Origin of the sequence: Streptomyces sporangiiformans (assembly GCF_005768555.2) — a bacterium.
GTDB classification, from domain to species: Bacteria; Actinomycetota; Actinomycetes; order Streptomycetales; family Streptomycetaceae; genus Streptomyces; species Streptomyces sporangiiformans.
In genome coordinates, this window is sequence record NZ_VCHX02000348.1 from 42,370 (window position 1) to 69,139 (window position 26,770).

At 71.1% G+C, this 26,770-nt stretch carries 17 protein-coding genes; 10 read left to right on the forward strand and 7 right to left on the reverse strand.

Annotated elements, in window-relative coordinates; translation table 11 throughout:
- Positions 1–52: 52 nt before the first annotated feature.
- Entirely contained in the window at positions 53–1,051 is a 999-nt protein-coding gene (locus FGD71_RS45335; protein WP_119106468.1) for an aldo/keto reductase, read from the reverse strand.
- 75 nt (positions 1,052–1,126) lie between these two features.
- On the opposite strand from FGD71_RS45335, the gene FGD71_RS45340 reads away from it, so the two are divergent.
- The 6 genes from FGD71_RS45340 to serA all read left to right on the forward strand — a co-directional run bounded on the left by FGD71_RS45340 (position 1,127) and on the right by serA (position 11,147).
- On the forward strand, positions 1,127–2,068 hold the full coding sequence (locus FGD71_RS45340; RefSeq protein ID WP_119106469.1) for a 2-hydroxyacid dehydrogenase: 942 nt from the start codon (positions 1,127–1,129) through the stop codon (positions 2,066–2,068).
- Positions 2,069–2,495: 427 nt separating this feature from the next.
- Positions 2,496–5,513 carry a putative bifunctional diguanylate cyclase/phosphodiesterase gene (locus tag FGD71_RS45350; RefSeq protein ID WP_162931412.1) on the forward strand — a complete coding sequence of 1,006 codons (3,018 nt, stop codon included), beginning with the start codon at positions 2,496–2,498 and terminating at the stop codon, positions 5,511–5,513.
- A gap of 226 nt (positions 5,514–5,739) precedes the next feature.
- Positions 5,740–7,593: an acetolactate synthase large subunit gene (locus FGD71_RS45355; protein ID WP_119106471.1), complete on the forward strand. Its 1,854-nt coding sequence runs from the start codon at positions 5,740–5,742 to the stop codon at positions 7,591–7,593.
- A gap of 46 nt (positions 7,594–7,639) precedes the next feature.
- The gene (gene ilvN, locus FGD71_RS45360) at positions 7,640–8,164 is read left to right on the forward strand and encodes an acetolactate synthase small subunit (RefSeq protein WP_119106472.1); all 525 of its coding nucleotides are present in this window, start codon (positions 7,640–7,642) and stop codon (positions 8,162–8,164) included.
- A 118-nt stretch (positions 8,165–8,282) separates the two neighbouring features.
- On the forward strand, positions 8,283–9,284 hold the full coding sequence (gene ilvC, locus FGD71_RS45365) for a ketol-acid reductoisomerase (RefSeq protein WP_119106473.1): 1,002 nt from the start codon (positions 8,283–8,285) through the stop codon (positions 9,282–9,284).
- A gap of 273 nt (positions 9,285–9,557) precedes the next feature.
- A complete protein-coding gene (serA, locus tag FGD71_RS45370) occupies positions 9,558–11,147 on the forward strand; it encodes a phosphoglycerate dehydrogenase (protein ID WP_119106474.1) in 1,590 nt (529 codons plus the stop codon).
- A gap of 118 nt (positions 11,148–11,265) precedes the next feature.
- On the opposite strand, the gene FGD71_RS45375 is transcribed toward serA, so the two are convergent.
- On the reverse strand, positions 11,266–12,819 hold the full coding sequence (locus FGD71_RS45375; RefSeq protein ID WP_119106475.1) for an MFS transporter: 1,554 nt from the start codon (positions 12,817–12,819) through the stop codon (positions 11,266–11,268).
- Between the two features lie 109 nt (positions 12,820–12,928).
- Between FGD71_RS45375 and FGD71_RS45380 the strand changes: the two genes are divergently transcribed.
- Positions 12,929–13,528: a TetR/AcrR family transcriptional regulator gene (locus tag FGD71_RS45380; protein ID WP_119106476.1), complete on the forward strand. Its 600-nt coding sequence runs from the start codon at positions 12,929–12,931 to the stop codon at positions 13,526–13,528.
- Here the strand turns inward: FGD71_RS45380 and FGD71_RS45385 are convergent.
- Genes FGD71_RS45385 through FGD71_RS45400 form a run of 4 tightly spaced genes read right to left on the reverse strand, consistent with a single transcriptional unit; the run spans position 13,488 to position 18,584 of the window.
- The gene (locus tag FGD71_RS45385) at positions 13,488–14,195 is read right to left on the reverse strand and encodes an ATP-binding cassette domain-containing protein (RefSeq protein WP_181359405.1); all 708 of its coding nucleotides are present in this window, start codon (positions 14,193–14,195) and stop codon (positions 13,488–13,490) included. The two genes, FGD71_RS45380 and FGD71_RS45385, sit on opposite strands and share 41 nt — an antisense overlap.
- A complete protein-coding gene (locus tag FGD71_RS45390; RefSeq protein WP_119106478.1) occupies positions 14,192–15,289 on the reverse strand; it encodes an ABC transporter ATP-binding protein in 1,098 nt (365 codons plus the stop codon). The genes FGD71_RS45385 and FGD71_RS45390 overlap by 4 nt, the downstream gene beginning before the upstream one ends.
- On the reverse strand, positions 15,286–17,088 hold the full coding sequence (locus tag FGD71_RS45395; protein ID WP_420878408.1) for an ABC transporter permease subunit: 1,803 nt from the start codon (positions 17,086–17,088) through the stop codon (positions 15,286–15,288). Before FGD71_RS45395 ends, FGD71_RS45390 begins: the two co-directional genes overlap by 4 nt.
- A 5-nt stretch (positions 17,089–17,093) precedes the next feature.
- On the reverse strand, positions 17,094–18,584 hold the full coding sequence (locus FGD71_RS45400) for an ABC transporter substrate-binding protein (RefSeq protein WP_119106479.1): 1,491 nt from the start codon (positions 18,582–18,584) through the stop codon (positions 17,094–17,096).
- A 554-nt stretch (positions 18,585–19,138) separates the two neighbouring features.
- Here FGD71_RS45400 and FGD71_RS49830 point away from each other — a divergent pair.
- On the forward strand, positions 19,139–22,714 hold the full coding sequence (locus tag FGD71_RS49830) for a SpoIIE family protein phosphatase (RefSeq protein WP_119106480.1): 3,576 nt from the start codon (positions 19,139–19,141) through the stop codon (positions 22,712–22,714).
- Positions 22,715–22,738: 24 nt separating this feature from the next.
- Here FGD71_RS49830 and FGD71_RS45410 read toward each other — a convergent pair whose 3' ends face one another.
- Positions 22,739–23,935 (reverse strand): PucR family transcriptional regulator, encoded by a 1,197-nt coding sequence (locus FGD71_RS45410; protein WP_119106481.1) that lies wholly within the window; start codon positions 23,933–23,935, stop codon positions 22,739–22,741.
- Positions 23,936–24,112: 177 nt separating this feature from the next.
- Between FGD71_RS45410 and FGD71_RS45415 the strand changes: the two genes are divergently transcribed.
- Together FGD71_RS45415 and pruA are read left to right on the forward strand one after the other, a co-directional pair.
- Entirely contained in the window at positions 24,113–25,039 is a 927-nt protein-coding gene (locus FGD71_RS45415; protein WP_119106482.1) for a proline dehydrogenase family protein, read from the forward strand.
- Between the two features lie 57 nt (positions 25,040–25,096).
- Complete coding sequence (pruA, locus tag FGD71_RS45420) at positions 25,097–26,728, forward strand: L-glutamate gamma-semialdehyde dehydrogenase (protein ID WP_119106483.1); 1,632 nt, start codon at positions 25,097–25,099, stop codon at positions 26,726–26,728.
- The last annotated feature ends 42 nt before the right edge of the window (positions 26,729–26,770 follow it).

The window sequence follows — 26,770 nt, forward strand, 5'->3', positions numbered from 1 at the left end:
CCAGACCACCCTCCCTCATGCCGTGGGCCGCCCGCACCTGCCCCCGGGCCGCTCAGTCCCAAGATCCCTGAGCCGACGGCAGTTCCGCCACCTCCGCGAGGTCCTGAGCGGACAGCCGCAGCCCGGCCGCCCCCGCGTTCTCGGCGGCCCAGCGCTCGCGCTTGGCGCCCGGCACCGGCACCACGTGCCGTCCCTGTGCGAGTACCCACGCGAGAGCCACCTGCGCCGGGGTGACCTCGTCGCCGTGCCGCCGGGCGATGCGGCGCAGACCGGCCACGATCGGCTGGTTGGCGGCCATCATCTCGGCGGTGAAGCGAGGGTGCCGGGCGCGTACGTCGTCGGGCTCGAAGCCACCGCCGGGCGTCAGGGTCCCGGTCAGGAAACCGTTGCCGAGCGGCATCGCCGCCAGAAAGCCGATGCCGCGCGCCTCGCACCACGGCAGGAGTCCGTCCAGCGCCTCCGGCGACCACACCGACAGCTCTGCCTCCACCGCGCTCACCGGAAAGACCTGCTGCACCCGCTGCAGCTGCCGGATCGTTCCGTCGTGCAGGCGTGCCCCGGAGCGGCGGCCCGAGCGGGCGCCCACCGCGCACAGCCCGAGGGACCGCACCTTCCCCGCCGACACCAGGTCCGCCATCGCGCCCCATGTCTCCTCGACCGGCACCTCGGGGTCCGCGCGATGCAGCTGGTACAGGTCGATGACGTCCGTCTGCAGCCGCCGCAGCGAGGCGTCGCAGGCCCGCTTCACATATCCGGGACGGCCGTTGGCCACGATGTGCTGCTCACCCACTAGCAGCCCGCACTTGGTGGAGACGAAGGCCTCCGGGCGCCGCTCCTTCAGCACCCGGCCCACCAGCAGCTCATTGGTGAACGGTCCGTACATGTCGGCGGTGTCGAGGAGGGTCGAGCCCCGGTCGAGGGCCGTGTGCACGGTCCGCAACGACTCCTCGCCCCGCTGCTGAGAACCCGAGTACGCCCAGCTCATCGGCATGCACCCGAGGCCGACGGCACCCACTTCGAGCGCCGCCGCCCCGATCGTCCTGCGATCCACCTGGCCGTACCCTCCCTTTCCTGGTCCCCCAAACTAACCTCTGCGTCCCCTGCTGTTTCGCATAGCCTCCTGAGCATGACTCCCGATGTATGGCTCCCCTTCGACGCAGACGACATCGACGGCCTCCCCAAGGGCCTCAACTATCGCTTCTGGGACGGTGAGCAGGAGTTTCCCGCCGACCCCGCCGACTGCGCGTTCTACGTCGTGCCCTATATGAAGGGCAGCGAGATCTCGGTGCGCCCCATGGCCCGGATGACGTCCGTCCAGGTCGTGCAGACGATGTCGGCCGGTATCGACCACGTCCAGCCGGGCCTCGGACAGCTGCCCAAGGGCGTGCAGTTGTGCAACGCGCGCGGGGTGCACGATGCCAGCACCGCCGAACTCACCCTCACACTGATCCTCTCTTCGCTGCGAGGCGTCCCCGACTTCGTACGCGGACAGGACCGTGAGGAGTGGCGGTCCGGTTTCCGTCCGGCGCTGGCCGACAAGTCCGTCCTGATCGTCGGGTACGGCTCGGTCGGCTCCGCCATCGAAGAACGGCTCGCGCCCTTTGAGGTGGCGCGGGTGGCGCGCGTCGCGCGCTCCGCACGCGAGACGGAGCGCGGCCCCGTGCATCCGATCACCGTCCTGCCCGAACTCCTTCCGGACTTCGATGTCGTGGTGATCATCACCCCCCTCACCGAGCAGACCAAGGGTCTGGTGGGTGCCGACTTCCTGGCGCGGATGAAGGACGGCGCGCTGCTCGTGAACGTCGCCCGGGGCGGAGTCGTCGACACCAAGGCGCTCCTCGCGGAGCTGGAGAGCGGCCGGATCAGGGCGGCCCTGGATGTCACCGATCCCGAACCGCTGCCCAAGGGGCACCCGTTGTGGCATGCGCCGGGCGTACTCATCAGTCCCCACGTGGGCGGCCCGACGTCCGCGTTCCTGCCGCGCGCCAAGCGCCTGCTGGTTGACCAGTTCAACCGGTTCGTGAACCGGGAGCCACTGCGCAACGTGGTCCTTACGACGGGTGCGTAGGCCGTATCAGCCACCCTCCGCAGTCTCCTGATTGCGGGCAGTGCACGCATCGCTGCTGGTCGTCACGGAGCGTAGAGGGGCTATGTCCCTGAGTGACGAGACTGGTGTATCGTCCCGACAGGGGATGCGCCGCGCACCATGCGGCGCCGGGGACGAGAAGCAGACTGCGAGGGGGGCGACGGGCGATGCACGGCCTATGGACGAACGATCCGACGCGGCGGAGCCGCCGACGGCGACCCCGGCGCGTACCCAGCAGTCGCGGCCACAGCTGTCACCACCACGGCCCGCGGCACGGCAGCCGCAGGCGGCACGCACATCCGGCACGCCGGGACCAGAGGGACTCGGGGGCGGCGCGTACCGGAGAGACGCAGTGAGCTCCCAGGGGGCACTGCTCGCACGCCGCCCGGTCTCCGGCGGCGGCACGAGCATGGTCCCGCAACTCGTACTGGTCCTGGTGTGCGCGGGATACGCCATCGGTGCCTCGTTCGGCTGGGGTTCGCAGACTCTCGCGCTGGTCATGGGCGACTTCGGGCTGAGCGCGGCGGCCGCGGCGGCGGCCGTCTCCTGCTTCCTGTCCGCCCGCACACCCCGCAGCCGCTTTCGACCCGCATGGCTGCTGTTCGCACTCTCCTCCGCCATGGCGGCCGCGGGCAATTTCGTCTGGGGGTGGTACGAGGTCGTCCTCGGCATACCGGTGCCCAGCCCGAGCTACGCCGACCTGTTCTTCCTGTGTTTCGCGCCGCCGGCGATCGTGGGACTGCTCGTTCTCGCCAAGCGCCCGGCGAGCAGGGCCGGCTGGGTCTGTCTGGCGCTGGACGCCTGGCTGATCGGCGGATCCCTGCTCACGCTGGCCTGGAGCCTCGCGCTCGCCCAGGCGGCCAGGGTGGAGGGGCCGAGCGTCGCGCACACCGCTCTGTCGCTCGCGTATCCGCTGCTGGACATCGCGCTGGTGAGCATGGTGCTGGCCCTGCATTTCAGGCGGTCCTCGGTGAACCGGTCCGCGGTGAACACCGCGATCGGCGCCCTCGCCCTGACGGTGATGTGCGACGCGCTGTTCACCTCACCGCTGCTGCACAACAGTTATCGCTCCGGGCAGTTGCTCGACGCCGGCTGGTTCGCCGGTTCACTGCTGCTCGCGTACGCCCCCTGGGTGGGGCAGCGCCACGGACAGACAGAAGAAGAGGGGCTCCCGCGCGTGGTGTTCGGCTACGTGCCAGGGCCCCGCCAGGAGCAACCGGCACAAGTGCCCGGCCAGGATCAACCGGCACAAGTGCCCGGCCAGGATCAACCGGCCCATGTGCCCCGCCAGGATCAGATGGCCCAGCCGGCCCATGCGCCTCGCCAGGATCAACCGGCTCATGTGCCCCTCCAAGAAGCAGGCCACAGTCGGTATCCGGCCGGCCGGCCCATCGCCGGTTCACTGGCGGCGCTCACGCCCTATCTCGCCGCTGCCGTCTGCACGTTGGGCATTCTCTACAACGTGCTCAACGGCCGCAGCGTCGACCGCGTGGTGCTCATCACCGGCGGCACGGTCGTGCTCGGCCTCGTCGTGCGCCAGGGCATCATGCTCCGCGACAACATCACCCTCGCCCAGGAACTGGCACACAAGGAGAACCACTTCCGCTCCCTGGTGCAGGGTTCCAGCGACGTCATCATGATCGCCGCGCCGAACGGCATCCTCCGGTACGTCAGCCCGGCCGCCGCCGGGGTCTACGGGCGGGCCGCCGAGGAACTCGAGGGCAGCGAACTCGCCTCGCTCATCCACCCCGAGGATCTCGGCTGCGTCGTGCACGAGGTGCGCCGGTTCCTCGCCGCGAGTCCGGCCGACGAGCCCACCACCCGCATCGAGTGCCGCTTCAAGTCCGGCGACGGCGGCTGGCTCAACGTCGAATCGACGGTGAACCGGCACCACGGCGGCCTCATCTTCAACAGCCGTGACGTCACCGAGCGGGTGCGCCTGCAGGCCCAGTTGCAGCACAACGCCGAACACGACCCGCTCACCGACCTGCCCAACCGCGCCCTGTTCACCAAGCGCGTCGGACAGGCCCTCTCCGGTCGCCGCGCCTCCGACCACGGCACGGCCGTCCTCTTCATCGACCTCGACGGTTTCAAGGCCGTCAACGACACCATCGGGCACCAGGCCGGCGACGAGCTGCTCGTCCAGGCCGCCCGCAGACTCCAGGACGCGGTGCGCCAGGGGGACACCGCCTCCCGTCTCGGCGGTGACGAGTTCGCGGCCCTCATCGTCGGCGACGGCACACGCGACCGCACCGCGCGTGAACACCACATCTTCGAGCTGGCCGACCGCCTCCGGGTCACCCTCTCGCAGCCGTACTCCATCGACGGCAACGACGTCCGGGTCGCCGCGTCCATCGGCGTCTCCTTCGCCGAACCGGGCCTGGGAGCGGGCGAGCTGCTGCGCAACGCCGACCTCGCGATGTACCGCGCCAAGGCCGCGGGCAAGGGCCGCGTCGAGCTGTACGCGCCGCAGATGCAGCAGGACGTGGTCCGCAAGGCGGAGCTGGCGACCCGGCTGAGGGCCGCCCTGCACGACGGCGAGTTCGCGCTGCTGCACCAGCCGGTGGTGTCGTTGAACACCGGCCGGATCACCGCCGTCGCGGCGCAGGCACGCTGGCGCTCGGCCCAGGGCGTGCTGTTCACGCCCGCCGAGTTCCTGCGCGTCGCCGAGGACAGTGACCGCACCGCGGAGCTCGGTCGCTGGATGCTGGAGGAGGCTGTCGAGCAGGCCGCGGAGCGCGGTGCCACCGGGCTCGGCGTGCCCGTCGCCGTCCGTATGACCGCCCGGCGGCTGATGGACCGGTCCATGCCCCCCGGCTCCATCGAGGCCCTGCTGACCCGGCACGGCCTGGCCTCCGGAGCCCTGGTCATCGAACTGGCCGAAACCGACCCACGGGTCTCCCTGGACGACCTGGAGCGCCGGCTGAACGCGCTCAGGCGCCTCGGCGTCCGGATCGCCCTGGACGGCTTCGGCAGCGGCTACGCGGCGATCACCGCACTGCGCCGACTCCCCGTCGACGTACTGAAGCTCGACCGTGGTCTGGTCGAGGGTGTCGTCGAGTCGGCCCGGCTGCACAAGATCACCAGAGGGCTGCTCCAGATCGCGGGCGACCTCGGCCTGGAGTCCGTGGCGGACGGCGTGGATCTGCCCGAGCAGGCCGTCGCCCTGCGCGACATGGGCTGCACGCACGGGCAGGGCAGGGCGTTCTCCGAGCCCGTCGACGAGTACCGGCTGCGCCGTGCGCTCACTTCCGGTCATTACCCTGTGCCCGGCGGCTCGGTCGAGCCGGTCTTCGTGGGCGGCGGTGTGGCCGGGGTTTACGCAGGTGGGGGCGCCAGTGCCTATACGGCCGGTGGCTCCGCGGGAGTGTACGGGACGGGGACGGCCCTACGCTCACATAATGAGACTCCCGTCCCACCTGCTTGACAGGCATAGCGTGACGGGGAGAGGGTCTGTGCCATGCGCACCCGAATTCTCGTACTTGGAAAGCGCGTCGGCTGAGCTGGGACCCCGGAACGATGAACCGGAACTCCCAGCGACCCTACCCGGCGCGCTCCCCTCGCTTGCCTCATGGCACGAGGGGTTTTTTGTTGTACAGGCACCCGTCGTACACCGCACAAAACTCGCAAAAACCCTCAGCATCGAGAAGAGAATGCCGATGACCGAGCAGGCCACCGGGGCCCACCATCCGCAGCCGCGGCCCCGTTCCGGAGGACAGTCCGCGCCCGAGCACGTCACGGGTGCGCAGTCCCTCATCCGTTCTCTCGAGGAGGTCGGGGCCGAGACGGTATTCGGCATCCCCGGTGGCGCGATCCTCCCGGCCTACGACCCGCTGATGGACTCCCAGCGTGTGCGGCACGTGCTGGTCCGTCACGAGCAGGGCGCAGGTCACGCGGCCACGGGTTACGCGCAGGCCACCGGGAAGGTGGGCGTCTGCATGGCGACGTCCGGCCCCGGCGCCACCAACCTGGTCACGCCGATCGCCGACGCGCACATGGACTCCGTGCCGCTGGTCGCGATCACCGGCCAGGTCGCGTCCAAGGCGATCGGCACGGACGCCTTCCAGGAGGCGGACATCGTCGGCATCACCATGCCGATCACCAAGCACAACTTCCTCGTCACCAAGGCCGAGGACATCCCGCGGACCATCTCCGAGGCCTTCCACATCGCCTCCACCGGGCGCCCGGGCCCGGTCCTGGTCGACATCGCCAAGGACGCCCTCCAGGCGCAGACCACCTTCCAGTGGCCGCCCGCCCACGACCTGCCGGGCTACCGCCCGGTGACCAAGCCGCACGCCAAGCAGATCCGCGAGGCCGCCCGGCTGATCACCCAGGCCAGGCGACCCGTCCTCTACGTCGGCGGCGGCGTCCTGAAGTCGCACGCGACCACCGAGCTGAAGGTCCTCGCAGAACTCACCGGAGCGCCCGTCACCACCACACTGATGGCGCTCGGCGCATTCCCCGACAGCCACCCGCTGCACGTGGGAATGCCGGGCATGCACGGTTCGGTCACCGCCGTCACCGCGCTGCAGAAGGCCGACCTGATCGTCGCCCTCGGAGCCCGCTTCGACGACCGCGTCACCGGCAAGCTGGACAGCTTCGCCCCGTACGCCAAGATCGTCCACGCCGACATCGACCCGGCCGAGATCGGCAAGAACCGCGCCGCCGACGTGCCGATCGTCGGTGACGCCCGCGAGGTCATCGCCGACCTGATCCAGGCCGTGCAGAAGGAACACAGCGAGGGCAACACCGGCGACTACAGCGCCTGGTGGAAGGACCTGAGCCGCTGGCGCGAGACCTACCCGCTCGGCTACGACCAGCCCGAGGACGGCTCGCTCTCGCCGCAGCAGGTCATCGAGCGCATCGGACAGCTCGCCCCGGAGGGCACGATCTTCGCGGCGGGCGTCGGCCAGCACCAGATGTGGGCCGCGCACTTCATCGAGTACGAGAAGCCGGCGACCTGGCTCAACTCCGGCGGCGCCGGAACCATGGGCTACGCGGTCCCGGCCGCCATGGGCGCCAAGGCGGGGCAGCCGGAGCGTACGGTCTGGGCGATCGACGGCGACGGCTGCTTCCAGATGACCAATCAGGAGCTCACCACCTGCGCCCTGAACAACATCCCGATCAAGGTCGCCATCATCAACAACGGCGCCCTCGGGATGGTCCGCCAGTGGCAGACCCTCTTCTACAACCAGCGCTACTCCAACACCGTGCTGCACTCCGGCCCCGAGGCCGATGGCAGGCAGCCCAGTGCCGGCACCCGCGTCCCCGACTTCGTGAAGCTGTCGGAGGCCATGGGCTGCCACGCGATCCGCTGCGAGTCCCCGGACGACCTGGACAAGGCCATCCAGGAGGCCAACGAGATCAACGACCGTCCCGTGGTCATCGACTTCATCGTCCACGAGGACGCGATGGTCTGGCCGATGGTCGCCGCCGGCACCTCGAACGACACGATCATGGCCGCCCGGGACGTCCGCCCCGACTTCGGCGACAACGAAGACGACTGAGCGAGCGAGACCACAGAGCAGAGACACAGAGAAGAGACGCAGAGAAATGTCCAAGCACACGCTCTCGGTCCTGGTCGAGAACACGCCCGGCATCCTCGCCCGGATCGCCGCCCTGTTCTCCCGTCGCGGCTTCAACATCGACTCGCTCGCGGTCGGTGTCACCGAGCACCCCGACATCTCCCGGATCACCATCGTGGTGAATGTCGAGGACCTGCCGCTCGAACAGGTCACCAAGCAGCTCAACAAGCTCGTCAACGTCCTGAAGATCGTCGAGCTCGAACCGGGCTCGGCCATTCAGCGGGAACTCGTTCTGGTGAAGGTCCGCGCCGACAACGAGACGCGCTCGCAGATCATCGAGATCGTTCATCTGTTCCGCGCCAAGACCGTGGACGTCTCCCCGGAGGCCGTCACCATCGAGGCCACCGGCGGCAGCGACAAGCTGGAGGCCATGCTCAAGATGCTGGAGCCGTTCGGCATCAAGGAGCTCGTCCAGTCCGGCACGATCGCGATCGGCCGGGGCGCCCGTTCGATCACCGACCGCTCGCTGCGCGCGCTGGACCGCTCCGCATAACCCGGGAAACGGGCGGCCGACGGTCTTCGGCCGCCCGTATTCCGAGACCGCCGGACTTCGCTTCCCTTTCCCGCCGTACGGTGGGACGCAACACCTGCACACAAGGAGAGAACCCAAAGTGGCCGAGCTGTTCTACGACGCTGACGCCGACCTGTCCATCATCCAGGGCCGCAAGGTCGCGGTCATCGGCTACGGCAGCCAGGGCCACGCCCACGCGCTGTCGCTGCGTGACTCGGGTGTCGACGTCCGTGTCGGTCTGCACGAGGGCTCCAAGTCCAAGACGAAGGCCGAGGAGCAGGGCCTGCGCGTGGTGACGCCGTCGGAGGCCGCCGCCGAGGCCGACGTCATCATGATCCTGGTGCCGGACCCGATCCAGGCGAAGGTCTTCGAGGAGTCCATCAAGGACAACCTCAGCGACGGCGACGCGCTGTTCTTCGGCCACGGCCTGAACATCCGCTACGGCTTCATCAAGCCCCCGGCCGGCGTGGACGTCTGCATGGTCGCCCCCAAGGGCCCGGGCCACCTGGTGCGCCGCCAGTACGAGGAGGGCCGTGGCGTTCCGTGTATCGCGGCCGTGGAGCAGGACGCCTCCGGCAACGCGTTCGCGCTCGCGCTCTCGTACGCCAAGGGCATCGGCGGCACCCGCGCCGGCGTCATCAAGACCACCTTCACCGAGGAGACCGAGACCGACCTGTTCGGTGAGCAGGCCGTTCTCTGCGGTGGTACGGCCGCGCTGGTGAAGGCCGGTTTCGAGACGCTGACCGAGGCGGGCTACCAGCCCGAGATCGCGTACTTCGAGTGCCTGCACGAGCTGAAGCTGATCGTGGACCTCATGTACGAGGGCGGCCTGGAGAAGATGCGCTGGTCGGTCTCCGAGACCGCCGAGTGGGGCGACTACGTCACCGGCCCGCGGATCATCACGGACGCCACCAAGGCCGAGATGAAGAAGGTCCTCGCCGAGATCCAGGACGGCACGTTCGCCCAGCAGTGGATGGACGAGTACCACGGCGGCCTGAAGAAGTACAACGAGTACAAGACCCAGGACGAGAACCACCTCCTGGAGACCACGGGCAAGGAGCTGCGCAAGCTCATGAGCTGGGTCAATGACGACGAGGCGTAAGCCGTAGGCACGGGGCCGCAGTGAACCGCTGCGGCCCCTTTGCCGAACCTCCGGTAACCGCTTGTCCACGGCGGCCGGCCACGGACGAGTGATCCTTCCGCGGAGGCGCAGGACGTCCCCCGCGACGCCACTACACTCTGCATTAGATACGCGTCAGGCCCACAGCGTCGTGCGTCTTCCACGCGGCTCCGGAGTGTCCGGAGGCCACTCCCTACCCCTCCACCGCATGCGGCCGTCGGGACGGCCGTCCGCATTGGACATGTGAGGACTCACGTGAGCTCGAAACCTGTCGTACTCATCGCCGAAGAGCTGTCGCCCGCCACGGTCGACGCCCTGGGCCCGGACTTCGAGATCAGGCACTGCAACGGAGCGGACCGAGCCGAGCTGCTCCCCGCCATCGCCGACGTCGACGCCATCCTGATCCGCTCCGCGACGAAGGTCGACGCCGAGGCCGTCGCCGCCGCGGGCAAGCTCAAGGTCGTCGCCCGGGCCGGTGTCGGCCTGGACAACGTCGACGTCTCCGCCGCCACCAAGGCCGGCGTGATGGTCGTCAACGCGCCGACCTCGAACATCGTCACGGCCGCCGAGCTCGCCTGCGGCCTGCTCGTGGCCACCGCGCGTAACATCCCGCAGGCCAACTCCGCGCTCAAGAACGGCGAGTGGAAGCGCTCGAAGTACACGGGCGTCGAGCTGGCCGAGAAGACCCTCGGTGTCGTGGGGCTCGGCCGCATCGGTGCGCTCGTCGCGCAGCGCATGTCCGCCTTCGGCATGAGGGTCGTCGCGTACGACCCCTATGTGCAGCCCGCGCGGGCCGCGCAGATGGGCGTGAAGGTCCTGTCCCTCGACGAGCTGCTCGAGGTGTCGGACTTCATCACCGTGCACCTGCCCAAGACCCCGGAGACCGTGGGTCTCATCGGTGCCGAGGCGCTGCACAAGGTCAAGCCGTCGGTCCGGATCGTCAACGCCGCGCGTGGCGGGATCGTCGACGAGGCGGCGCTGTACTCGGCGCTCAAGGAGGGCCGCGTCGCGGGCGCGGGCCTCGACGTGTACGCGAAGGAGCCCTGCACGGACTCCCCGCTCTTCGAGCTCGACGAGGTCGTCTGCACCCCGCACCTCGGTGCCTCGACGGACGAGGCGCAGGAGAAGGCCGGTATCGCCGTCGCCAGGTCGGTACGCCTCGCGCTCGCCGGTGAGCTCGTCCCGGACGCCGTGAACGTCCAGGGCGGTGTCATCGCCGAGGACGTCAAGCCGGGTCTGCCGCTCGCCGAGAACCTCGGCCGCATCTTCACCGCGCTCGCGGGCGAGGTCGCGGTCCGCCTCGATGTCGAGGTCTACGGCGAGATCACCCAGCACGACGTCAAGGTGCTCGAGCTCTCGGCGCTCAAGGGCGTGTTCGAGGACGTCGTCGACGAGACGGTGTCGTACGTGAACGCCCCGCTGTTCGCCCAGGAACGTGGCGTGGAGGTCCGTCTCACCACGAGCTCGGAGTCCCCGGACCACCGCAACGTCGTCACGGTGCGCGGCACCCTCGGCGACGGCCAGGAGGTCTCGGTCTCCGGTACGCTCGCCGGCCCGAAGCACCACCAGAAGATCGTCGCCGTGGGCGAGTACGACGTGGACCTGGCGCTCGCCGACCACATGGTCGTCTTCAAGTACGCCGACCGCCCGGGCGTCGTCGGCACGCTCGGCCGCATCCTCGGCGAGGCGGGCATCAACATCGCCGGTATGCAGGTCGCCCGTACGGACCTGGGCGGCGAGGCACTGGCGGTCCTGACGGTGGACGACACGGTTCCGCAGTCCGTCCTGAACGAGCTGGCCGAGGAGATCGGCGCGACGTCGGCCCGCTCGGTCAACCTGGTCTGAGGCTGCCCCGCCCCTGAGGGCTCCGCCCCCGGACCCCCGTGTCGGCCTGACGGCCTCGTACTCAAACGCCGGACGGGCTGGATCTTCCAGCCCGTCCGGCGTTTTGTGTGCGCCGCGCTCAGGCGAGGACCTTCTCGCACTCGCACTCCGCGGCCCGCGTAGCGCGGACCCGCACCTGCCGCAGTGCCAGCGACGCCAGGATTGCAGCCCCCAGCAGCAGCACCGTCGCGGCGAGCGCGGCTGCCTGCATTCCGCTGGTGAAGGCTTCGCGGGCCGTGGCCACGAGGGCCTCGCCCGCGTGGCCCGGCAGGTGCCGGGCCACTTCGAGCGCGCCGCCGAGGGTTTCGTGGGCCGGGCCGGGGGCCGATGCCGGGATGCCGTCACGGTAGACCGCGGTGCCGATGGAGCCCAGGACCGCCATGCCCAGCGCGCCGCCGAACTCCGCACCGGTCTCCAGGACCGAGGTGGCGGTGCCGGCCTTCTCGACCGGGACGGTGCCCAGCGCCAGATCCATCATCTGGGACATCACGACGACGATTCCGGCGGCGATCACCCCCGCGGCGGCGAGCACCAGCCACATCGAGTCCGTACCGGCCGCGGTCAGCATCCCGTAACCGCAGGCGCCGACCACGAAGCCTCCGGTGACGACGTACGCCCGGTTCACGCCGCGCTGCACCAGCTGGGCGGCGACCGGTGCCGCGACCCCGACCAGGACGGTGGGCAGCAGGCCCCACAGCGCGGCCTCCATGGAGCTCTTGCCGAGCACGGACTGGAGGTACTGCGTGGTGAAGTACGCCGAGCCCATCATCGCGAACGAGGAGAGCAGGTTCAGCGAGACGGCGGGCGCGAAGCCGTGGCCGCGGAAGAGCGCGGGCGGGATCATCGGCGACGCGATGGTGCGCTGGCGGTGGACGAAGAGCGCGGCGAAGAGCAGACCGACGGTCACCGACGTCACGTACCGCACGTTCCAGCCCTCGGACGGGATCTCCTTGATGCCGTAGATCACCGGCAGCACCGCGGCCATGGACAGCGGCACGCTCAGCAGGTCGAAGCGGCCGGGGGCGGGGTTCTTGGCCTCCGGGAGCAGGAGCGGGCCGAGAACCAGCAGAAGCGCCATCGCGGGCAGGTTGACCAGGAAGACCGAGCCCCACCAGAAGTGCTCGACGAGGACGCCGCTCATCACCGAGCCGAGCGCCACACCGGCCGTCATCACACCCGACCACAGGCCGATCGCCTTGGCGCGTTGGGACGGATCGACGAACAGCGTGCGGACGAGCGCCAGCGTGGACGGCATCAGCGTCGCACCGCCGATGCCGAGCACCGCGCGGGCCGCTATCAGCGTCTCGGCGCTGTTCGCGTACGCCGCCACCAGTGAGGCGGCGCCGAACGCCACGGCGCCGATCAGGAGCAGCCTGCGGCGTCCGATGCGGTCGCCGAGCGAGCCCATCGTCATCAGCAGTCCGGCGAGCACGAACGCGTAGATGTCGAAGATCCACAGCTGCTGCGTACCGCTCGGCTCCAGGTCCGCGCTGATCGCCGGGATCGCGAAGTAGAGGACGGAGACGTCCATGGACACCAGGAGCAGCGGCAGCATCAGGACGCCGAGAGCGGTCCACTCGCGGCGTCCGGCACGGGGTGCGGGGGTGGTGGTCGCGCCCTTCGGATTCGTCATGCCGAGGAATGTACGGGCGTCTTAAACGGCTGTCTAGTACGAGCGTGTAAGACGTCCGTTTGATACGTACGTCTAGGACGGTTGTCTGTCGCGGAGGTACGCTGCCCGCATGGGACACCGTGAGGATCTGCTCGAAGGCGCCAAGCGCTGCCTGCTGGAGAAGGGCTTCGTACGCACGACGGCGCGCGACATCGTCAAGGAGTCGGGCACCAACCTGGCGTCGATCGGCTACCACTACGGGTCGAAGGACGCGCTGCTCGCGGAGGCGTACGTCTCCATCGTCGAGGACCTCTCCGGCGACTTCGAGGCGGGCGGGAGGGCCGTCACCAGCACGGAGCCGGGCTCGCTGGAGCGGTTCCACGAGGTGTGGTCGAACATCATCGGCACCATGCGGAAGCCCGGTTCGCCGTGGCACCTCAGCATGGAGGTCCTGGCCATGGGCGACAAGCTGCCCGGGGTGCGCGATCATCTGGCCGTGGCGCAGCGCGAAGCGGCGCGAGGCATCATCCCGTTGCTGATGGGGGGCCGGGAGGAGGACGTCTCCGAGGAGGACGTCGACACCGTGGGCAAGTTCTATCTGACCCTGATGAACGGGCTCATCGCCCAGTGGACCTTCGACCCCGAGACCGCGCCCAGTGCCGACGAACTCGCCGATGGCCTGCGGCGGGTCATCGCGGCGGGGACGGCGACGTCACAGCGGTCGTCCTGACGAGCCTGCCCTCGCGCATCTCCGCGACACGGTCGCAGAAGTGGCGTACGAGCGCCATGTCATGGCAGATGAACAGGTAGCCGAGGCCGAGGCGTTCCTGCAGCTCGGCCAGGAGATTGAGGATGCCCGCGCGCAGGGACGGATCGAGCGCGGAGACCGGTTCGTCGAGGACCAGGAGCTTCGGCTCGCAGGCCAACGCGCGGGCGATACCGGCACGTTGGCACTGCCCGCCGGAGAGCTCGTGCGGGCGGCGGTCGCCGTGGGCCGGGTCCAGGCCGACCCGCTCCAGCAGCTCCGCCACCCGGGCGGGGCCGGTCGTACGGTCCCAACTCCCCTGTACGCGCAGGGGCTCCGCGATGGCGTCGCTGATCTTGTGGCGGGGGCTGAGCGATCCGTAGGGGTCCTGGAAGACGGGTTGCAGGGCAGGCCTGAGCGGCCGCAGCCGACGCTCGTCCAGTGCGGTCAACTCCTGCCCGTCGAACCACACCTCACCGGCGTCGGGGCGGCGCAGTTGTAGTACGGCCATGGCGGTGGAGGACTTGCCGCAGCCCGAGGGCCCGATGAGCCCGAGCGTCTCGCCGGGGTCGATGGTGAAGGAGACGTGATCCACGGCGGTGCGCGGTCCGTGGCGGACGACGAGCTCACGTATGTCCAGGAGGGGGCTCACAGGGACTCCAGGAACAACTCGGCGGGGTCGTCGGGCAGTTCGCGCCAGCGGTGGCAGGCGACGGTGCGCCCGTCGTGGGTCTGCGGTTCGGGCTGCTCCGTACGACAGCGGGTGGCGTCCGCCAAGGGGCAGCGAGGGGCGAAGGCGCAGCCGGGCGGGAGGTCGGTGGGGGCGGGGGGAGCACCGGCGATGGCTGGGAGTCGTCTCCGCTCCGCCAAGCGCTCCGCGGGAGGCGCGGTGGGGAATCTGCCGGCCGCTTGTGGCCGGCCGCGCCCACGCGGCGGAGCCCCATATGTCACAGCCCCGAGCCCCTCACCGGGCACGGATGCCAGCAGCCCCGCCGTGTACGGCGCCCGAGGTCGCGCGAACACCTCCTCCACAGGACCTGCCTCGACCAGCCGGCCCGCGTACATGACCAGCAGCCGGTCGGCGTGTTCGCGGGCCGTGTCGAGGTCGTGTGTGACCAGGACGAGGGCGGTTCCCGTGGCCCCGGTTCGGCGGGCCAGCAGGTCGAGCATCTGCCGCCGGGTTTGTGGATCCTGCGCGGTGGTGGGCTCGTCGGCGACGACGAGGTCCGGCTGATGGAGCATCGCCATGGCGATCACCGCTCGTTGCCGCATGCCGCCGGAGAACTCGTGTGGATACGCGCGTGCCTGGTCCGCCGGGATGCCGACCTCCTCCAGCGCCGCCACCGCCCTCGCCCGCGCCTCCTTGCGGGACGTCCGGTCCACGGACCGTACGGCGGCGGCGAGTTGGTCGGCGACGCGGTGTACGGGGGAGAGCGCCGAGAGGGCGTCCTGGGGGACGAGGGCGACGCGGCGGCCCCACAGGGCGGTGCGTGCGGAGCGCGGTGCGCCGACGAGTTCGTCCGAGCCGAGCCGTACGCTCCCCGTCACCGTGGCCCCGCGCGGCGGCATGCCCAGCAGTGCCCGCGCCGTCAGTGACTTTCCGGCGCCCGACTCGCCGGCCACGGCGAGAACCTCACCCTCGTGCACGTCGAAGGAGAGGCCCCGTACCGCTTGGACGGCGCCGAAGGAGACGCGCAGGTCCCGTACGGAGAGGAGGGGATCCATGCTCGGGAGTTCGCTGCTCATTGGAGGGCCTCCTTGCGGGAACGACGCGCGGCAAAGGCGAAGGCGAGGGCGAACCGGCCGCGTACCGAGGCGGCCCGGGTGGCGCCGCCCTCCGCGTACGCCCCCGCCGACACCGCGAGCGCCGCCAGCAGCGCCAGCGCGACCGCCGGAGCCAGGGCCGCCCACGGGGCGCGCTCCACGTACGCGCGGGACTCGTCCAGCATGAGTCCCCACTCCGGGGCGGGCGGCTGGGCGCCGAGGCCGAGGAAGCCGAGGGAGGCGAGGGCCAGGGCGATGCCCGGGAGGCGCAGAAGGGCGTGGCGGGTGACCGGGGCCGCCACGGAGGGCAGGACATGCCGGGTGAGGATCCACCAGGGGGTGGCGCCGATGGCGCGTTGGGCGGTCAGGAACGTCGAGGCGCGCACCTCCTGGACGAGCGCCGCCGCGTGGGCCGACAGCGCCGGCCAGGAGATCACGGCCACCGCGAGCGCCGCGCCGCCCGTGCCGGGCCCCACGACCGCCGCGACCAGGATGCCGGCGATGACCGGCGGCAGGGCGTTGGCGATGTCCGAGGCCCCGGACGCCACGGACGGCAGGAATCCCAGCGCGAGCGCGAGGAGCAGGCCGATCAGGCAGACCGCGGCCGCGGTGCCGACCGTCGACGCCGCGCCGTGCCCCAGCCGGGCCAGCACGTCACGGCCGAGCCCGTCCGTGCCGAGCGGGTGCGACCAGGACGGCGCCCGCAGGCGGGCGGTCGTGTTCACGGTGTACGGGTCGCGCAGCAGTCCCCAGCCGATACAGGTCAGCAGGACCGCACCGAGCGCCACGGGAACGGCCGGGTGCGCGCGGACCGGGCGGGCCGCGGGCAGCGTCAGACCCGCCTCCCGTAGCGCGGGGCCCAGCAGACGGCGCCGTACGAGCGCCGCCAGCGCACCCGTGAGCAATCCCAGCGTGAGCAGCGCGAGGACCGCCCCCTGGAGCAGCGGCAGGTCCTGCGACTTGGCCGCCCCCAACGCCATGCGTCCGATGCCGGGCACCGCGAACACCGTCTCCACGGCGACCGCGCCGCCCGTCAGACCGACGGCGACCATGCCGAACTGCGGTACCAGCGGCGGCAGTACGCGACGGAGGGCGGCCGCCGAGATGCGTGCCTTGTGCACCCCGGCACCCCGCCACAGCTCCACCCAGCGCTCCTCGAGGACCGCGGGCAGCGCGTCGGCGACCAGGCGGCCGAGCAGTCCTCCCGCGGGCACGCCGAGGGCCAGCGCGGGCAGCACCAGGTACACGGGGCCCTGCCAGCCGGCCGTCGGCAGCCAGCCGAGCCAGACCCCGCACACCAGCAGCGCGACCGTGGCGAGCAGGAATTCGGGGACCGCCGCGAGCATCGCGGCGAACGCGCCGCCCGACCCCCGGCCGCGGACGAGTACGGGGGCCACCAGGGCGCAGGTCACCAGCAGTGCCACGCCGAGAGCCGCGCCCATCAGGGACAGGGACACCTGGAGCCCGGCGACGACCGACGGCAGCACATCGGTGCCCGACACCCAGGAGGTGCCGAGGTCGCCGCGGAGCAGCCCGGAGGCCCAGCTCCCCAGCAGGGACAGGGGGCCCGCGTCCAGGCCGAGGTCCGCGCGGATCGCGGCCAGTGCCTCCGCCGTCGCCTCCTGCTCGGCCGACCGGGCGCGCAGCACGGTGAGCGCGGGGTCGCGGCCGGAGAGCCAGGGGAGCAGCCCGACGGTGCTGAGTACGGCGGCCAGGCAGCCGAGCCGGGTGAGACCGGCCCGGCCGCCCGGTGTCCGCACCGGTGTCAACAGGCTTGCCACGAACGTCACTTGACGTAGGTGTCCGTCGTGATCAGCTCACGTTCGCGGGGGTCGTGCGCCACGTCCACCACGCCGGCCGCGTCGCCCTGGATGACCCGCTCGTGCAGCATCGGCACGGCGGCGTCGGTGGCCAGCACCGCGGCCTCCGCCTCGATGACGGCCTTCCGGCGCGCATCACCGGTCTTCGTCTCGGTGGCCTTCTCCAGGGCCGCGTCGACGGTGCCGTCGGACAGCTGGGAGATGTTGAAGGAGCCCTTGGACCCGAAGTCGCTGAAGAGGTAGGCGGCGGGGTCGCCGGAGTCGAGGACGGTCGCCCGGGACAGGATGAACGCGTCGAACTCGCCCGCCAGCGCGTCGGATTCGATGTTCGCGTACTCGCGCACGTCCAGCTTCACCTTGAACCCGGCCTTCTGGAGCCGCTGTTGCAGCGTCTGGGCCACCTCGGGCAGCTCGGCGCGGTCGGTGAACGTACCGATGGTGATGGTCTGCCCGTCCGGAGCGCCGGCCTTGGCGCGCCGCACGGGCGAGCGCAGGTCGGCGGCCCACGGCAGCGCGGGCCCGAGCAGCCCCTCGGCGACATCGGCGCGGCCCTCGTACACGCCCTTGACGATCGGCTTGGCGTCGATGGCCTCACGGGCCGCGGCGCGCAGGGAGGCGTCCTTGAAGGGCCCGTCCTCCGTGTTCAGGTAGAGGGTGTTGGTGCGCGGCATCGGGACCTCGGTGATCTGGTCCTCGTGGAGCAGCGCGGCCTGGGAGACCGGCACGGCCTCGACGATGTCGGCCTCACCGCTGCGCAGGGCGGCCGCGCGGGCGGTGCCGTCCGGCACGAACTTCACGTCGACACCGGGGGACTTGGCCTTGCCGCCCCAGTAGTCGTCGTAGCGGTCGAGTGACGCGGAAGCGGTGCCGTTCACCTTGGTCAGCTCGAAGGGGCCGGTGCCGGCGCCGACGGGGCTGACCGTCTTTCCCGCGTACGCCTTCGCCGCCAGGATCGACAGCTGCGGTGAGCTCAGCCGTTGCGGGACGAGCGGGTCCTCGGTGGCGGTGGTGACGGCGACCGAGTCGCCCTCGGCCCGCACTGTCAGGTCCACGCCGTCGAGGATGCGGGGCTTGGGGGCGGCGGTGGCGGCCGCGGTGAGCGACCGCACGACGGCCTCGGCGGTGAGCTTCGTACCGTCGTGGAAGGTGACGCCGTCCCGTATCTCGAAGGTCCAGGTCCGGCCCCTCTGCTGCCACTTGGTGGCGAGGGCCGGTTCGGCGTCGCCGTCCGCGTCGAGTCTGACGAGCGTCTCGGCGGTCGACCAGCGGGACAGCTTGAACGCGTCGTCGGACAGCGGTGAGAGTCCGGAGCGCGGCGGAAGCATCATCGCGACACGGATGCGCTTCTCGCCGCCCTCCGCGGAACCGTCCGAAGCGGCTCCCGAGAAGCAGCCGGTGAGCAGGGCGGAGGCCGCGGCGACCGCGGAGAGGGGGACGAGGCGGGCGGGCAGACGCACGGGGCCCTCCGGGTAAAGGGGTGGTCAAAGGGATGCGAGCCTGACCGTAGCATGATGACAATCATTTTCAGTAATGCTGTCCGAATTTCGGTCCTGTCTGACCGAAGTGATGGTGGGTACTTCGCGAATGCGCTCCCTGGGTGAGGCGCAGGTCACCCCCGGTGCCGGTACCTTCGCGTAGGCCGGTTCCTGTGGAAACGCCGGAATCCGGGCTTGATGCGCACTAGTTGGGTCGCTTGGCCGTGCGCGTTCTTCTCCGAGTGGCGTGTGCTGTGGTCACGGTGCGGCGTCCCGGCCTTGTCCGTCGATGCCGGCAGTGTCGGCCGCCCGCAGGGACTGCGAGTCGACGATCATCGCCGTCGGCGTGCGGCTGCAGGCGTACACTACTGGGCAAATAGCCTCTTAACTGTCTTAACCTTTCAATTCGGGCAGAAGTGAAGCCGGAACCGTCGGATCCGGCATCCGATCCGCCCGGGAGGTCCGCAGCGAGTGGCCGTCGGCAGCCTTGGGAGGGCGCGGGCGGATCACCTAGGCGCCAGGAGGAAGATTTCTCGATGACCCGGCCCGATGACCCGCGCACCGCGGCGGCCCGGGTGTTCGCCGAGAGCGGGGCGTTCGGCGAGCTTCTGGCCGGGATCGACTGGGCGGCGACGCCGCTCGGGCCCACCGTCTCCTGGCCGGGGCCCCTGGTGGACACTCTGCGCCTCATGCTCACCTCTGAGCATGAGATGGCTCTGTACTGGGGGGCTGAATTCGCCACGCTGTACAACCAGGGCTCCACACCCATTGTCGGCGCCAAACACCCCTGGGCGCTCGGCAGGCCCTACAAGGAAGTGTTCCCCGAGGTCTGGGCCGACCCCGTGAGCTCCCACTTCCACTATGTGACCGGCACCCGCAAGCCCCTGCTGGTCCCGGAAGAGCTGCTCATCATGGAGCGCCACGGCTTTTTGGAGCAGTGTTACTTCGACTCCGCCTTCCAGCCCGTGCTGCTGGACGACGGCACCGCCGGCGGCGTGCTGCAGATCCTCACCGAGACCACCGGCCGGGTACTGGGCGAGCGCCGGCTGCGCCTGCTGAGCGAGACCGGCACGCGCACCGCCGGGCTGCCCACCCCGGGCGAGGTCGCCCGCGTGGTCGCCGAGGTGGCGGGCTCCTACCCCGAGGAGATCCCGTTCCTGGGCCTGTACCTGGCCTCCGAGCCGGGGATGCAGCGGCCGGCGGCCGCCGCCGGGCTCCCGTCGGCGCCCGAGACCGTCTCGCTGAGTGCGGCCGACGGGTCGGAGGTGGCGGCCCGGCTGGGGCAGGTGGTCGCCGACGGTGCCCCGGCCACACTGCCGGCCGCCGCGTTCACCGGCGGCAGCACGGCCGGGCGGCACGCCGCGGCCGGCCGGATCCCGGTCGAGCAGGCGCTGGCCCTGCCACTGCACTGCGCGGGCCAGGTGGAAGGCGTCCTGGTGGTGGGCGTCAACCCCTGCTTCCCCCCGGCCGGGACCTACCACGACTTCCTGGAGGTGTTCGCCTCAGCCGTGGCCGGGGCGCTGTCGGCCGCGCTCGCACACGAGTCGGCCGCGCTCGCACACGAAGAGCAGCGCCGGCGGGCGGAGGCGCTGGCCGAGCTGGACCGGGCCAAGACCACCTTCTTCGCCAACGTCAGCCACGAGTTCCGCACCCCGCTCACCCTGCTCCTGGGCCCGCTCCAGCAGGCCCTGGCCGAGGAGGACCGGCCCGAGCGGCGCGAGCAGCTGGAGCTGGCCGAGCGCGGCGCCCTGCGCCTGCTGAAGCAGGTCAACACCCTCCTGGACGTCGCCAGGGCCGAGGCCGGGCAGACGCGCCCGGTCCTCGAGCCGCTCGACCTCGCCGGTGTCACGGCCGAGCTGGCCGGGGTGTTCCGCTCCGCCTTCGAGGCGGCCGGGCTGACGCTGGAGGTGGACTGCCCGCCGCTGCCCAAGCCGGTGTCCCTGGACCGGGAGATGTGGGAGAAGATCATCCTCAACCTGCTCAGCAACGCCCTGAAGTTCACCTTCACCGGCGGCGCCCGTGTGCAGGTGGCCGCGGCCGGCGACCGGGCCCGGCTGACCGTGACCGACACCGGCACCGGCATCCCCGCGGACGAGCTGCCGCGCCTGTTCGAGCGCTTCCACCGGATCCGCGGCGCCCGCTCCCGCTCCCACGAGGGCAGCGGCCTCGGCCTGGTGCTGGTGAAGGACCTGGTGGAAGCGCACGGCGGCACGGTCGGCGTGGACAGCCGGCTCGGCCAGGGCACCACCGTCACCGTGGACCTCCCCTTCGCCGCCGCCCACCGGCCCCGCCCGGCCCCGCCCGCGGCCGGCGCCGGATCCCCCGGGGAGATCCCCAGGGAAGGCGGAGGCGGCCGGCCCGGCGGCGCCGCGGCCTATGTGGACGAGGCGCTGGGCTGGATGGCGGCCGACCCCGTCCCCGGCGCGGCCACTTCCGCGGCACGCACCCCGCACGCCCCCGCGACCGACGCCCCCGGCCCCCACGAAACCGACCGCCCCCGCCGGGCCCGCCTGCTGGTCGTCGACGACAACGCCGACATGCGCGCCTACCTCACCCAGCTCCTGCAGCCCGACTACGACGTGCTGCTCGCCGCCGACGGCCGGGCCGCCCTGGAGACGGCCCTGGCCCAGCCGGTGGAGCTGGTGCTCAGCGACGTGATGATGCCCCACATGGACGGCTTCGAGCTGGTCCGGGCGCTGCGCGCCGACCCGCGCACCGCCCGCCTGCCCATCGTCTTGCTCACCGCCCGCGCCGGCGAGGAGGAATCCGTGCAGGGCCGGCACGCCGGCGCCGACGACTACCTGGCCAAACCCTTCTCCGCGCGCCAGCTGCTGGCGCGCGTCCGCACCGGGTTGGAACTGTCCCGGCTGCGCGAACAGGTCCTGACCGAGACCCGCAACCAGCTGGCCGTGCTGGCCTCCCTGGCCGACGCGGGCCTGCGGCTGTCCGCCACCCTCGACCCGGACCAGATACTGCGGACTGCCGGCCAGATCCTGCTGCCCGACTTCGCCGACCAGATCAGCATCCACCTCACCCCTGGGGCACCCACCCCTGGGGCACCCACCCCTGCGGCACCCACCCCTGCGGCACCCGCCCCTGCGGCACCCGCCCCGGAGCAGTCGCCCCCGGTATACATCGCCGGCACCCCCCTTCTTGCCCACGAGGCCCTGGCCACCGCCGCCACCCACGCGATCAACGGCACCGCCCCAGCCCCAGCCGGCCCACACCCGGCGCCCGCCGCCGTGCTGGCCCTGCCGCTGCACGCCCACGACCAGACGCTGGGGGCCCTGGTACTGGTCCGGCACACCGGCGGGTACTCCGCGGTCGAACACAAGTATCTGGAGAACCTCGCCCACCGCCTGGCCCTGGCCTACGACAACGCCACCCGCTACCACAACGAGCGCCGCCTCGCCCTGACCCTGCAGCGCGCCCTGCTGCCCCACCGCCTGCCCCAGGTGCCCGGCGTGCGCCTGGCCACCCACTACCGGGCCAGCAACCGCGGCGCCGAGGTCGGCGGCGACTGGTACGACGTGCTCGCCCTGCCCGACGGCGCCGTGGGACTGGCCATCGGCGACGTCATGGGCCACGACGTGGAAGCCGCCACCGTGATGGGCCAACTCCGCTCCGCCCTGCACAGCCTCGCGCTGGAGGGCGCCGGCCCGGCCCAGGTGCTGACCAGGCTGGACGCCTACCTGCAGTCGCTCGCCACCGAACGCTTCGCCACCTGCCTCTACGCGGTTTACGACCCCCACCGCCACCGCCTGCGCTACGCCGCCGGCGGGCACCTGCCGCCCCTGCTGGTAGCCGTCGACACCGCCTACCTGGAGCTGCCCCCGGCGCGGCCGCTGGGACTGGGCAGCGCCCCAGTCGACCGCGAGGTGGCGTTCCCGCCCGGCACCAGCCTGCTGCTGTACACCGACGGCCTGGTGGAGAACCGGGCGCTGTCCCTGGACGACGGCCTGGCGGCTCTGCGCCAGACCTGCGGCGCGCTGCCCGCCGCCGCCCGCACCGACCCCCAGCAGATCACCGAACGGGCCCTGGAACTACTGAACACCCCCGACCGGGTCGACGACGACGCCGCCCTACTCGCCGCCACCGCCGAACCATGCTGATGGAGTCGCGGATCGTGGAAATCCTCAGAGGCGGTGCGCCTTGAGCGCCATGTGCAGGAGCAGGCGGTCCTCGCCGTCGTCCAGGTCCAGCCCGGTGAGCCGCTCCACGCGGGACAGGCGGTAGTAGAGGGTCTGCCGGTGGATTCCCAGGTGGGCCGCCGTGCGGCCCGCCTGGCCCGCGCAGTCGAGGAAGGCCTCGGCGGTGCGGGCCAGTTCGCGGTGGGCGGGGGCCAGCAGGGGGACCACGGCGGAGTCGTGGGCGGACTCGGCGGGGAGCGCCGTCAGCAGGCGGAACGGACCGATGGACGACCACTCGGCCACCGGCCCGAACCGGGAGTCGGCCAGGGCCGCACGGGCGGCGGCCGACGCCTCCTGCCAGGCGGTACCCAGCTCGCCGAGACCGCTGCGGGGCGCGGCGATCCCCGCGGCATGCCCCGCTCCGGGCGGTCGCGCACCGCCCTCCGCCTCCTTCAGCAGCCGCGAAGCCGCCGACGTCGCGGGTGCCAGCACGTTCGACGCACGCAGCCGTACCAGCAGGGCCAGGCTCTGGCCCTCGGTGCGCCACGGAATCGTGCACAGGGCCGTCGCTCCCGGGAGCGCACGGACCGAAGGGGCGTCGTCCGGATCTGCGGAGGGCCAGGGGGTCACGCAGACCACCGTGTGGAGCCCCTCGCCGCGTACGCCGAGTGCCGTACGGAGCTCGGCCACCGCCATGTCGCGTTGCCAGCCGCGCTCGGCGGTCAGTACGGCACGCAGTTCGCGCGTCAGGTCTGCCCCCGCCTGCGCCTCGTCCGCGAGGAGGTCGCCGATGCGGGAGGTGACGTCCATGGCGGCGGCGAGCTGGGGTTCGCCGGGCCCCGGGTCGTCGGCGAGGAGCCACACGTAACCGAGGACGAGTCCTCGATGGCGTACCGGAAGGCAGATGCGTCCCCGGTAGACACCGGCCTCGGGTGTCGGCGGGATACGGACCGGGCCGGTGGCGCGGGTGATGCCGAAGCTCTCGAACCAGGTGCGGACCGCGGCGGTGGAGCGGCGCGTGAGGATCGAGCGGGTGCGCACGGGGTCCAGGGCGGACTCGTCGATCTCGCTGTCGCTGTCGTACGCGCCGAAGGCGATCAGCTCGAAGTCCCGGTTCTCCAGCGTCGCGGGAGCGCCGAGCAGCTGCGAGATCTCGTCGACCAGTTCCTGGTAATCGCCTTCCACTCGGGCATTCTCGCGCATTTTCCGTGCCCTTCATACAGATGTCTGAGATCCAGTGCACGGATGCGTGACAGCTGTCGATGGCCGACGATCAGATGGATCCTTAAGTTTCACGGTGGTTCTCCGCGCCGTCACCGGATCGATCACCCCGGATCGTTCGGTTTCGGCCCCCCGCTCCTCGTCTGTGGAGGTTGCCCCGTGCTGGGTCCCGTGATTCTCGCCGCGTCGCGCAGCGACGCGATGCGCCGCCTGGTGTCGGCAGCCCCCATGACCAAGCCGGTCGTCGAACGGTTCATCGCCGGCGAGACGGTCGACGAGGTCGTACCGATCGTCAAGCACCTCACCGACGGCGGCCTCGAGGTCAGCCTGGACGTGGTCGGTGAGGACATCACCACCCCCGAACGGTCCACCGCGGCACGTGACGCGTACCTGGAACTGATCGAGCGCCTCGACGGCCTGGGCCTCGGCGAGCGGGCCGAGATGTCGGTCAAACTGTCGCTGTTCGGCCAGGCCCTCCCCGGCGGCCACGAACTGGCGCTCGCCAACGTCCGTCCGGTCGTCGAGGCCGCCGCCCGCATCGGCACCACCGTCACGCTGGACGCGGAGGACCACACCACCCTCGACTCGATGTTCGCCATCCACGAGGAGCTGCGGAAGGACTTCCCGGAGACCGGCTGTGTGATCCAGGCCTACCTCTTCCGCACCGAGGACGACGCCCGGCGCCTTGCCGCCGACGGCAGCCGCGTGCGTATCGTGAAAGGGGCGTACAAGGAGCCCGCGTCGGTCGCGTACCAGGACAAGGCCGCGATCGACAAGGCGTACGTCCGCATCCTCAAGATCCTCATGGAGGGTCAGGGGTACCCGATGATCGGGTCCCACGACCCGCGGCTCATCGCCATCACCCAGGAGCTGGCCCGGCGCGCGGGACGCAAGCTGCACGAGTACGAGTTCCAGATGCTGTACGGCATCCGCGGCGAGGAGCAGGTCCGGCTCGCCGCCGAGGGTCACCGCGTGCGCGTCTACACCGCGTACGGCACCGACTGGTACGGCTACTTCATGCGCCGTCTGGCCGAGAAACCCGCCAACCTGCTGTTCTTCGCCCGCTCGCTGATCACCAAGAACTGATCACCAAGAACCGACCCAGGGCCGAGCCCTCTCGCCCACGAAGGAGTTCCGAGACCCATGGACGCTGTGACCCAGGTCCCCGCCCCGGTCAACGAGCCGGTGCACGGCTACGCCCCCGGCTCGCCCGAGCGCGCCCGCCTCGAGGCGAAGCTCAAGGAGCTGTCCGAGAACCCCATCGACCTGCCGTGCACCATCGGCGGCGAGCACCGCATGGGCGGCGGCGACCGTTTCGACGTCGTCCAGCCGCACAACCACAAGGCCCGCCTCGGTACGTACGCGAACGCCACGGAGCAGGACGCGCAGGACGCGATCGACGCCGCGCTCGCCGCCGCCCCGGCCTGGCGCGCGATGTCCTTCGACGACCGTGCCGCGATCATCCTGCGCGCCGCCGAGCTGCTGTCCACGACGTGGCGCGAGACGCTGGCCGCCTCCACCATGCTCGGCCAGTCGAAGACCGCCCAGCAGGCCGAGATCGACACTCCCTGTGAGCTGATCGACTTCTGGCGCTTCAACGTCAAGTACGCCCGTGACCTGCTCGCCGAGCAGCCGCCGGCCAACTCCACCGGCGTCTGGAACCGCCTCGACCACCGCCCGCTCGAGGGCTTCGTCTACGCGATCACGCCGTTCAACTTCTCGGCGATCGCCGGCAACCTGCCGACCGCGCCCGCCCTCATGGGCAACGTCGTGGTGTGGAAGCCGTCCCCGACGCAGACCCACGCCGCCGTGCTGCTCATGCGGCTGCTGGAGGAGGCGGGCCTGCCCAAGGGCGTCATCAACCTGGTGACGGGCGACGGTCTGGCCGTCTCCGAGGTCGCGCTGAACCACCGCGACCTCGCGGGCATCCACTTCACCGGCTCGACCAAGACCTTCCAGCACCTGTGGAAGACGGTCGGCCAGAACATCGAGAAGTACCGCACCTACCCGCGCCTGGTCGGTGAGACCGGCGGCAAGGACTTCCTCGTCGCGCACCCGAGCGCCGACCGCGCGGTCCTCAAGACCGCGCTGACCCGGGGCGCCTTCGAGTACCAGGGCCAGAAGTGCTCCGCGACCTCCCGCGCGTACATCCCGGCCTCCATCTGGAACTCCGGCTTCAAGGACGAGTTCGCGGCCGAGGTCGAGGGGCTCGCCATGGGCGACGTCACCGATCTGTCGAACTTCATCGGCGCCGTGATCGACGAGCGCGCCTTCGCGAAGAACAAGGCGGCGATCGACCGTGCCGCCGGGGACCCGAGCTGCACGATCGTCGCGGGCGGCACGTACGACGACTCCGTGGGCTACTTCGTCCGCCCGACCGTCGTCGAGTGCTCCGACCCGGCCAACGAGGTCTTCACGACGGAGTACTTCGGCCCGTTCCTCGCCGTGCACGTCTACGACGACGAGAAGTACGAGGAGACGCTGACCCAGATGGAGTCGGTGTCCGACTACGCGCTGACGGGCGCGGTCATCGCGAACGACCGCGCGGCCGCCGCGTACACGGCGGAGAAACTGCGCTACGCCGCGGGCAACTTCTACATCAACGACAAGTCCACCGGCGCCGTCGTCGGCCAGCAGCCCTTCGGCGGCGGCCGCAACTCCGGCACCTGCGACAAGGCCGGCGCCCCCCAGAACCTGCAGCGCTGGACCCTGACCCGCGCGATCAAGGAGACCCTGGTCCCGCCGACCGACTACCCGTACCCGCACATGGGCTGACGTCCGTCGGTCAACCCTCCCCGCCCAACAGCCGCCCCCGCT

Coding starts and splice junctions, on each gene's coding strand:
- FGD71_RS45380 (WP_119106476.1), top strand. CDS start 12,929: ATGGGACACCGTGAGGATCTGCTCGAAGGCGCCAAGCGCTGCCTGCTG.
- FGD71_RS45410 (WP_119106481.1), bottom strand. CDS start 23,935: ATGCGCGAGAATGCCCGAGTGGAAGGCGATTACCAGGAACTGGTCGAC.
- FGD71_RS45340 (WP_119106469.1), top strand. CDS start 1,127: ATGACTCCCGATGTATGGCTCCCCTTCGACGCAGACGACATCGACGGC.
- FGD71_RS45355 (WP_119106471.1), top strand. CDS start 5,740: ATGCCGATGACCGAGCAGGCCACCGGGGCCCACCATCCGCAGCCGCGG.
- FGD71_RS45350 (WP_162931412.1), top strand. CDS start 2,496: ATGGTCCCGCAACTCGTACTGGTCCTGGTGTGCGCGGGATACGCCATC.
- FGD71_RS45375 (WP_119106475.1), bottom strand. CDS start 12,819: ATGACGAATCCGAAGGGCGCGACCACCACCCCCGCACCCCGTGCCGGA.
- ilvN (WP_119106472.1), top strand. CDS start 7,640: ATGTCCAAGCACACGCTCTCGGTCCTGGTCGAGAACACGCCCGGCATC.
- FGD71_RS49830 (WP_119106480.1), top strand. CDS start 19,139: ATGACCCGGCCCGATGACCCGCGCACCGCGGCGGCCCGGGTGTTCGCC.
- pruA (WP_119106483.1), top strand. CDS start 25,097: ATGGACGCTGTGACCCAGGTCCCCGCCCCGGTCAACGAGCCGGTGCAC.
- FGD71_RS45390 (WP_119106478.1), bottom strand. CDS start 15,289: ATGAGCAGCGAACTCCCGAGCATGGATCCCCTCCTCTCCGTACGGGAC.